Raw genomic sequence first — 9258 nt, forward strand, 5'->3', positions numbered from 1 at the left:
ACCCTCAACGGCACGCGGAATTCTTTTTGACCGAAGTAACCGGCGAACCCGACTTGGCAGGGTTCGCGAGACAGAACTAGCTTACCCCGTGGTTTCGGCGCGTTACGCGCCCAGGTGTTTGGACCGATCGGTCCAAATCCGTCGCTGCCACCTCTTGCTCATCGACACGCTCATGGGGCTCTGCTCAGATCGCTGGATCACGCGCATGGCGCGCGAACACGGCATGATCGAACCGTTCGAGGATCGTCAGGTCCGTCAGGGAGTCATCTCGTACGGCGTGAGCTCGTACGGCTACGACATGCGCGTGGCATCCGAGTACCGGATCTTCACGAATGCGCTCAGCTCGATTGTCGACCCCAAGCAGTTCGACCCGAAGAGCTTCGTGGAGTTCGAAGGCGATGTCTGCATCGTGCCCCCAAACTCGTTCGCGCTCGCCCGCAGCGTGGAGTACTTCCGCATCCCCCGTAACGTGCTCACGTTGACCGTCGGCAAGAGCACGTATGCGCGCTGTGGCATCATCACCAACGTCACCCCCTTCGAACCCGAGTGGGAAGGCTACGTGACGCTCGAAATCTCCAACACCACGCCCCTCCCCGCGAAGATCTATTCGAACGAGGGCATCGCGCAGGTGGTGTTCCTTACGGGTGACGAGGATCCGGAGGTGAGCTACGGGGACAAAAAGGGGAAGTACCAGGGCCAGCACGGCGTGACCCTGCCCCGTATCTGAGCGGCGCACCGCGAGCGGGGCGATCCAGAGCCGACGGGGTGAGGCGGAGCCGTGAGCCCGGATCGAGGTGACGTATCAACTATACAGAAGGTGAGAGGTGAACCCGCCGAGGTTCATCTCTCACCTTCTTGTTGCTCACCTCGCACGGTTCATCCGCCCGCGTAGATGTACCGGCAGCCTCTGTCCTGCGCCTGCTGCAGCGTCACGATCATCGCCGGCACGACCTCAACCCCCGCGATCAGATTCGCCCGCACGTCGTCGGCAAACGCGGTACGGGTCGACGCCTCATTGCGGGCGGGTTCCGGGAGAAAGCGCTGCCCTGAGGCCCGGATCGAGTTCGCGCACGCCAGCAGGATCACGTTGCGCGCGGCAAGCGCCGCGATGGCCCCGCTCTGCGGGTTACGGCTGCCCGGCGCCCCCATGACCTCCCCGATCGTCGGGTACTTCGCCCACATGGCATCGTTGAAGAACCAGCCGACCGAACGGCCATTCAGCCCCACGAGCACGCTCATGGCATGCTCCGCCACCCCGTAGGCGGACGTCTGCGTGTCGAGGAATGTCTGGGCCCACCGCAAAGCCAGCCCCTCGGTGGGCATGTGGGAATGGAAGACCACCCGATGGGTCCCGCGCAGCCGCGAGACCCACGGATCGTCGCCGGCCGTACCCGGCGCGTTGGACGCGGCGACGGTGTGTGGCGCAACCATGCCGAGCGAGGCACCGAGTGTCGCCAGACGGGCAAGGAAATCGCGACGGGGCTGCGAGGGGCGAAGTGGTGTCATCGGGACAGGGAGTCTGGAGAGACGCGGCGGCGAAGCAGTGGACGGGGGGCAGGCGTGCTGAGCCCTGCCTTTCGTGCGGCCGTCGTGGTGTAGGCCACGTCGGCCGGGGGATCACCCTTGGGCCAGTCACGCTCCTTGCCGGGGTGGTCCTGGCGTGCCTTGGTAAGCACGAAGGCCGCGATATCGGCGGCGCGTTGCGGCGAGAGGGCCTCCACGCCGTCGAAAGGCATGTTGTGACGCAGGAAGGTGGCGAGCATGGTTTGGCGGGCCAGCCCTGCGCCGATCGAGTAGCTCCCGGCTCCCCACACGGCGGGCGCGATGGCCTTCATCCCCTGCCCGTCTGCACCGTGGCATCGCGCACACGTGGCCGCATAGCCAGCTCCGCCCCGCGCCACGTTCCCGACCAGCTTGACGGTGTCCACGGCCGGTGGCCGTGGTTTCGCATCGAGCGATGTGATGTACGCGATCATGTCGCGCATCTCGCGGCTCTCCTCGTGCAGCATGCGCCCGGCCAGGCTGCGGGCGATGCATTCGTTGATGCGCTGCGCAAGCGATTCTGCGGTGCCGGGACGACTACGATAGCGCGGATAGCGCGAGGCGGTCCCTACCCATGACATAGCGCGGCCCCGCGTGCCGTTTTCGAGATGGCAGCTCACGCAGCGGAGGTCGTTGCCCCTGTGTGCCGGGAGCGAATCTCCGAACGCCGAGAGCAGCGCCAAACCACGCGTGGCATTGCCGCGCGTGGTATTGCCACGCGCCTGCGCGTCGACGCGCGAGACCGCGATCAGGAGCAGCCCGAGACTGAGCAGTGCGCGTCGTGGTGAGATGACCATGCCCATAGCATGCGCCGAAAAGCGAAGCGGCGCCAGCACCCGAGGTGCCAACGCCGTTCGTCTTCCCGCCTGAGGTGGCTGCCCCAGCAGGCAGCTCAGCCCGACCCGGCGACCGCACGCGGCTCCTGCCGCTTTGCACTCGCCACGAGATAGTCGCGGTTCATCCGCTTGATCACGTCGATGCTGATCTCCTTCGGGCACGCCTCCTGGCACTCGCCCGCCAGCGTGCAGTGACCGAAGCCCTCGAGGTCCATGGTTTCCACCATCGCCAGTGCGCGCTTGTCACGCTCCGGCTGCCCCTGCGGAAGGTGTCCGAGGTGCGAGATCTTGGCACCGGTGAAGAGCGATGCCGACGCGTTCGGACACGCCGCCACACAGGCACCGCAGCCGATGCACGCCGCGGCGTCCATCGCCTCTTCCAGCACATCCTTGCCGATGAGGATTTCGTTGGCATCGCGCGCGCCGCCGGTGTTGACCGACACGTAGCCGCCTGCCTGAATGATGCGGTCGAACGACCCGCGGTTCACCACGAGATCCTTCACGATCGGGAACGGGGAGGCACGCCACGGCTCGACCGTGATGATGTCCCCGTCCTTGAACGCCCGCATGTGCAACTGGCAGGTGGCCGTGCCCTTCCAGGGGCCGTGGGCCTGCCCGTTGATCATCATGGCGCACGATCCGCAGATCCCCTCACGGCAATCGTGCGAGAACGCGATCGGCTCCTTCCCCTCAAGGGTGAGCTTCTCGTTGAGCATGTCGAACATCTCGAGGAACGACATGTCGGCGCTCACGCCGTCGAGATCGTACGTCTCCAGCTTGCCGGGCGCCTGCGCCGCCGGCTGACGCCAGACGTTGAGTGTGACCTTCATTACTTGTAGCTCCGCGTGGAGAGGTGCACGTTCTCGTACACCAGCGGTTCCTTGTTGAGGATCGGATCCTTGCCTTCGCCGGCATATTCCCAAGCGGCGACGTACGCATACGCGTCGTCGTTGCGCTTGGCCTCGCCCTCTTCCTGATACTCGGTGCGGAAGTGACCGCCGCACGACTCCTCACGATCGAGCGCGTCGCGGCACATCAGTTCACCGAGTTCGATGAAGTCGGCCACGCGACCCGCCTTCTCGAGGGACTGGTTCAGCGAGTCACCGCTGCCCGGCACGTTCACGTTCTCCCAGTACTCCTGCTTGAGGGTCTGGATGAGACCGATCGCCTTCTTGAGCCCTTCGCGATCGCGCGCCATGCCACAGTAGTCCCACATCACCTTGCCAAGCTCCTTGTGGAAGGAGTCGACGGTACGCTTGCCCTTGATGCCGAGGAACTTGTTCTGCCGGTCGCGCACGGCCTGCTCGGCTGCACGGAACTCGGCGTGCGAGGTGTCCACCTTCTCCAGCTTGGTGCTGGCCAGATAGTCGCCGATCGTGTATGGCAGCACGAAGTAGCCGTCTGCGAGCCCCTGCATGAGTGCCGACGCCCCGAGACGGTTGGCCCCGTGATCGGAGAAGTTGGCCTCACCCGCCACATGCAGGCCGGGGATCGTGCTCATAAGGTTGTAGTCCACCCAGAGGCCGCCCATCGTGTAATGCACGGCCGGGTAGATGCGCATCGGCTGCTCGTACGGATTCTCGTCCGTGATGCGCTGATACATGTCGAACAGGTTCCCGTAGCGTTCAGCGATGGTCTGCTTGCCGAGGCGCTTGATCGAGTCGCTAAAATCGAGGTATACCCCGAGGCCGCCGGGGCCCACGCCGCGGCCGTCATCGCACGCTTCCTTGGCGGCACGCGACGCAATGTCGCGCGGCGCGAGGTTGCCGAAGCTCGGATACTTCCGTTCGAGATAGTAGTCCCGCTCGGCTTCCGGAATCTGCGACGGCGGCCGGTTGTCGCCCTGCTTCTTGGGCACCCAGATGCGCCCGTCATTGCGCAGCGACTCGGACATGAGCGTGAGCTTGGACTGATGCTCACCGCTGACGGGAATGCAGGTGGGATGGATCTGGGTGTAGCAGGGGTTGGCGAATGCCGCGCCCTTCTTGTGGGCACGCCACGTGGCCGTGACGTTCGAGTACATGGCGTTGGTGCTCAAATAGAACACGTTGCCGTATCCGCCGGTGGCGAGCACCACCGCGTCGGCGGCATGCGACGTGATCTTGCCGGTGAGCAGGTTGCGCGTAACGATGCCACGCGCCTGGCCACCTATCACCACCAGCTCGAGCATCTCCTCGAACGTGTGCATCTGCACCTTCTTGAGCCCCACCTGGCGCTCGAGCGCCTGATACGCGCCAAGGAGCAGCTGCTGCCCGGTCTGTCCGCGCGCATAGAACGTACGCGATACCTGCGCGCCGCCGAAGGAGCGGTTGGCCAGCAGGCCGCCGTATTCGCGCGCGAAGGGCACACCCTGTGCCACGCACTGGTCGATGATGTTCACCGACACCTGTGCGAGGCGATACACGTTGGCCTCGCGGGCGCGGAAGTCGCCGCCCTTGATGGTGTCGTAGAACAGGCGGCGCACCGAATCGCCGTCGTTCTGATAATTCTTGGCGGCGTTGATCCCGCCCTGAGCCGCAATCGAGTGCGCGCGCCGTGGCGAATCGTGGAACACGAAGCAGGACACGTTGTAGCCGAGCTCCGCCATCGAGGCGGCCGCCGAGGCACCGGCAAGGCCGGCACCCACCACGATCACGTGATGCTTCCGCTTGTTGGCGGGGTTCACCAGCTTCATCGAGAAGCGGTGCTGGTCCCACTTCTGCTCGAGGGGACCGCTGGGGATCTTGCTGTTCAGATCGAGCATGTCAGTGCGTCTCCGCCGCGGCCGTGGTGGTTTCTGCAGCGCTTTCCTGCAGCGCGGGCGCTTCGGGGAAGAGGCCGGCCAGGGAGGCAACCGGAATGGCGATGAATCCGCCGGCCACGACGATTGCCAGCACGAGCGCCAACGTGCGCTTGAGCGGCTGCGCCGCCGGGCGCGCTGCACCGAGTGTGCGCACCGCGGCCCAGGTGCCGTGGAACAGGTGCAGCCCGAGCGCCGCCATCGCGAGAATGTAGAACGCGGCCACGGCCGGGTTGGCGAGGCCGGTGCGCACGTTGTTGTAGGGGTCGAGGTGCGTGAACTGCGGGTGCACCGTACCCAGCGTCATGTGCAGGATGTGGAAGACGATGAACACGAGGAGCAGCACACCGCCCCAACGGATCGTCTTGGCTGCGAAGGTGGTGACCTGCGGTCGACGCACGGCATAGGCATCCGGACGTGCGGCGCGCGAGATCATCGTGAGCTGATAGGCGGCCACCGCATGCAGTGCAACGGCACACAGCAGGCCGACGCGGATGGCCCAGAGCAGCGGCATGCTCGTGCGGAGCAGAAGGGCGTAGTCGTGCATTGCCCCCTGTCCCCTGAACATGAGGAAGTTGCCCGACATGTGGCCAAGGACGAACAGGATCCCGATGATCCCCGTCACAGCCATCACGATCTTCTTGCCGATCGTGCTCTGCCAGAAACGCGAGAGAGCGTACATAGGTGGGGTGAGAAGAGGAAACCGGCGCAGTCACCGTGGTGAGCGCGCCGGTTCCGTCAGGATCAGAGGGAGAGGACCGACATCGGCTCGCGCACGGCCTGCGCGGACCGCTCGAGCGCCGCGCGCTCGTCGGCGGTGAGCTCAATCTCGAGCACCTTCTCCAGGCCGTTCTTGCCAAGCTTGCACGGCACGCCGAGGAAGAGACCGGACATGCCGTACTCGCCCTCCAGCCACGCGGCGCAGGGGAGGATGCGCTTGCGATCGTGCACGATGGCATCGACCATCTCGACGGCGCCCGACGACGGCGCGTAGTACGCCGAGCCGGTCTTGAGATACTTCACGATCTCGGCACCGCCGTCGCGGGCGCGCTGTACGATCGCAGCGAGCTGCGCCTCACCCATGAGCTGGCGGATCGGGATGCCGCTGATCGTCGTGTACGATACGAGCGGAACCATCGTGTCACCGTGACCGCCAAGCACCATGGCCTGGATGTCACGCACCGACACATCGAGCGCTTCGGCGATGAACGACCGGTAGCGCGCGGTGTCGAGCACCCCGGCCATGCCGATCACGCGCTCGCGCGGGAAGCCGGTCACGGCCTTCGCCACATGGCACATCACGTCGAGCGGGTTCGACACCACGATCACGATCGCCTTGGGCGACGTGGCCTTGATCTGCTCAGCGACCGACTTGACGATGCCGGCGTTGGTGTTGAGCAGATCGTCGCGCGTCATGCCCGGCTTGCGTGCAATGCCCGCGGTGATAACGACGATGTCTGAACCTGCCGTTTCCTCGTATCCGTTGGTGCCGATGACGCGCGTGTCGAAGCCCTCCACCGGCGCCGACTCCCACTGATCGAGGCCCTTCCCCTGGGGGATCCCCTCGACGACGTCCACCATCACCACCGTACGACCGAGCGACTTCTCGGCGATGCGCTGTGCCGTGGTGGCGCCCACATTGCCCGCGCCAACGACCGTGATCTTGTTGACCATGTTGTGCCGGATCTCCGAACGGCTATCGAAGCAGAACTGCGACGTGAGTTGAAAGATCGTCGCACCGCGCCGGCAAAAAGGCCGATTACCGGTTAGCTGCGGTGGACGTTCAGGGAGTGTCGTGAGGGCAACATAGAGCGGTGCACGAACGCGAGCAATGCGGACGCGGTAGTCCGATCGGGGCCGCCATCCAGACGCCCACCGATTGCAGACGCCGAGTTACCCGCCGACCTCGCTGAGGGCCCGCAGACCGCCCACGCGCATCTGGAGGAGTGCATGCTCCTTGGGCTTCTCGGCCAGCGCCCGCTCGAACAGGGGGCGAAGCGGCTCACCCCGCCGGAGGGCGTCGCGCAGTACCACTTCATGATCCCCGAACAGGCAGGTCCGCAGTCGTCCGTCGGCGGTCAGCCGTACCCGGTTGCAGCTCTCACAGTACGTGTGCGTCATCGGCGTGATGACCCCAACCGTGCCGGGGGCGCCGGGCAGGCGGTAGTACACGGCCGGCCCATTGCCCCTGGCCGGTCCGGCATCCGCCTCGAGCGGGGCCATCGCGCGTATCCGAGCCAGTACTTCGTCACTCGGGACCACGTGGTCCCACGTGAGCTCGCGCAGTTCTCCCACGGGCATCAACTCGATGAAACGCACGTGCCACGGATGTTCGCGCGTGAGGGCGGCGAAGTCGGCGATCTCGTCGTCGTTGATGCCGCGCATCACCACCACGTTGATCTTGATGGGACCGATTCCCGCCTGTTGCGCCGCGAGGGCACTCTGCACGAGGTCGAACCCCAGATCTCGGCGCGCGATCTTCACCACACGCTCCGGCTGGAGCGAGTCGGCGCTGATATTCACGCGATCCAGCCCCGCCGCCGCCAGATCCACTGCCAGTTGCGGCAGTTTCACGCCGTTCGTGGACAGGGCGATGTCCTCGATTCCAGGGACCGCCTTGAGCAGGCGAATCAGTGCCGGCAGATCGGGACGGATCGTGGGCTCACCACCGGTGATCCGCAGGCGCTTGAGGCCAAGCGGCGCCAGCTGCCTGACGACCTCGGCGATCTCCTCGTAGCGCAGGATCTCCTGCTTCGGGAGCCACGGCAGCCCTTCAACGGGCATGCAGTACTGGCACCGAAAATTGCAGCGATCGGTGATCGAAATGCGCAGGTACTCGATGTGGCGGCCGAATTGGTCGAGCATCACCCTGCCCCGGTCGCTGGCTTCGTGGGGTCCACCCACGCGCGCTCGCCGTCCACGTAGTGCTCGCACTTCCAGATCGGGACCCGCTGCTTGAGCGACTCGATGATGGCCCTCGCGCCCTCGAGCGCGGGCCCACGATGCGCGTGCGCCGCCACGATCGCCACGCTCACTTCGCCGATTCCGAGCGTTCCGATACGATGCTCGATCGCGACCCTCAAGCCGGGCGTGACATCGCAGACCTCGCCGGCCACGGCGGCCAGCTCACGTTGGGCCATGGCTTCGTAGGCCTCGTAGGCCATGCCCAACACGGGACGCCCGTCATTGAGGTCACGCACGGTTCCGAGAAAGACCGAAAGCGCTCCGATCCCCGACGCTTGCGCCACACTGATGAGGCGCGCGACATCGATTGGTTCGGTGGTGACCGCGGAGTGAAGCAGCCCAGCGGGAGCCGGTGTCCGACTCCTGGGCGCAGGGGCGGCGTGCGGAGGCGTCATGTCACCCACCGGCCACCGGCGGAATAAGCGCGACCTCATCGTTCGGCTGCACGATCGAGTCGAGCGCTGCGTACGCCTGATTGATCGCAACGAGTGGCCGCACCGGCAGACGGTCGCCCCCGGGAAGGGTTCGCATGGCCTGCACCACGTCACCGACCGGACACGGGGCGGCCACCGGTACGACGAGTCTCCGGGTGCCGAAGGCATCGGCGTAGGAGGCGAAGAGGAGGACGGAAACGCTCATGACCAAGGCAAGATAGCGACGGCGCAGCGATTCGGGTTTCTGGTCCAGTGCCGTGCCCCACCCGTTCGCGGTCATCCCGCGGGTACCCAACACAGCACAACACCCCGCGCCCAAAGGGGGACGCGGGGTGCGAGGATCGCGGAGGCGCGGCGCCTCGGGGGGCGTTACGCGTCGCCCTACTCGTCGGCGTCGTCGTCGTCGAGGAGATGGGCCTCAATGCCGGCCACCATGGCCCGTAGTTCCTTGCTGGGCTTGAACACAGGGACGGGCCGGGCCGAGACCTCAACCGGCGAGCCGGTGCGAGGATTGCGAGCCATGCGCGTCTTGCGCTGTCGGATCTTGAAGGTTCCGAAGCCACGGACTTCGATGTTCTTCTGCTCCTGGAGCGCTTCCTTTATCGCATCGAGGAAGGCATCCACGACACGCGCGCAGTCTTTCTTAGAGATGGTCGGACCGGCGGTTCGGGCGATGCGAGCCGTGACGTTCTCGACCAGATCA

The 9258-nt window shown here is 65.7% G+C and carries 11 protein-coding genes; 1 reads left to right on the forward strand and 10 read right to left on the reverse strand.

The genetic code is table 11. The features are described 5' to 3' along the window. Window positions 1–172 precede the first annotated feature (172 nt). Window positions 173–727, forward strand: coding sequence for a dCTP deaminase (dcd, locus tag ACIQ51_RS13545; protein ID WP_396205599.1), 555 nt, complete (start codon window positions 173–175; stop codon window positions 725–727). 149 nt (window positions 728–876) lie between these two features. Here dcd and ACIQ51_RS13550 read toward each other — a convergent pair whose 3' ends face one another. From ACIQ51_RS13550 to ACIQ51_RS13595, 10 genes are all read right to left on the reverse strand, one after another. Further along, the gene (locus tag ACIQ51_RS13550) at window positions 877–1506 is read right to left on the reverse strand and encodes a hypothetical protein (RefSeq protein WP_396205589.1); all 630 of its coding nucleotides are present in this window, start codon (window positions 1504–1506) and stop codon (window positions 877–879) included. Continuing rightward, a complete protein-coding gene (locus ACIQ51_RS13555) occupies window positions 1503–2345 on the reverse strand; it encodes a c-type cytochrome (RefSeq protein ID WP_396205590.1) in 843 nt (280 codons plus the stop codon). Before ACIQ51_RS13555 ends, ACIQ51_RS13550 begins: the two co-directional genes overlap by 4 nt. An 89-nt stretch (window positions 2346–2434) precedes the next feature. Beyond that, a complete protein-coding gene (locus tag ACIQ51_RS13560) occupies window positions 2435–3208 on the reverse strand; it encodes a succinate dehydrogenase/fumarate reductase iron-sulfur subunit (RefSeq protein WP_396205591.1) in 774 nt (257 codons plus the stop codon). Next, window positions 3208–5121: a fumarate reductase/succinate dehydrogenase flavoprotein subunit gene (locus ACIQ51_RS13565; RefSeq protein WP_396205592.1), complete on the reverse strand. Its 1914-nt coding sequence runs from the start codon at window positions 5119–5121 to the stop codon at window positions 3208–3210. The genes ACIQ51_RS13560 and ACIQ51_RS13565 overlap by 1 nt, the downstream gene beginning before the upstream one ends. 1 nt (window position 5122) lies before the next feature. Continuing rightward, a complete protein-coding gene (locus ACIQ51_RS13570) occupies window positions 5123–5839 on the reverse strand; it encodes a succinate dehydrogenase cytochrome b subunit (RefSeq protein WP_396205593.1) in 717 nt (238 codons plus the stop codon). A gap of 62 nt (window positions 5840–5901) precedes the next feature. After that, window positions 5902–6831, reverse strand: a complete 930-nt coding sequence (gene mdh / locus ACIQ51_RS13575; RefSeq protein WP_396205594.1) for a malate dehydrogenase — start codon at window positions 6829–6831, stop codon at window positions 5902–5904. 219 nt (window positions 6832–7050) lie between these two features. Beyond that, entirely contained in the window at window positions 7051–8022 is a 972-nt protein-coding gene (gene moaA / locus ACIQ51_RS13580; protein WP_396205595.1) for a GTP 3',8-cyclase MoaA, read from the reverse strand. Next, window positions 8022–8516, reverse strand: coding sequence for a molybdenum cofactor biosynthesis protein MoaE (locus ACIQ51_RS13585; RefSeq protein ID WP_396205596.1), 495 nt, complete (start codon window positions 8514–8516; stop codon window positions 8022–8024). The genes moaA and ACIQ51_RS13585 overlap by 1 nt, the downstream gene beginning before the upstream one ends. A gap of 1 nt (window position 8517) precedes the next feature. Next, window positions 8518–8760: a MoaD/ThiS family protein gene (locus ACIQ51_RS13590; RefSeq protein ID WP_396205597.1), complete on the reverse strand. Its 243-nt coding sequence runs from the start codon at window positions 8758–8760 to the stop codon at window positions 8518–8520. A 176-nt stretch (window positions 8761–8936) separates the two neighbouring features. Then, window positions 8937–9258 (reverse strand): HU family DNA-binding protein (locus ACIQ51_RS13595; RefSeq protein WP_396205598.1); only part of this gene is annotated, 322 nt, incomplete at its 5' end.

The organism is Gemmatimonas sp., from assembly GCF_044344655.1.
Lineage (GTDB): Bacteria > Gemmatimonadota > Gemmatimonadetes > Gemmatimonadales > Gemmatimonadaceae > Gemmatimonas.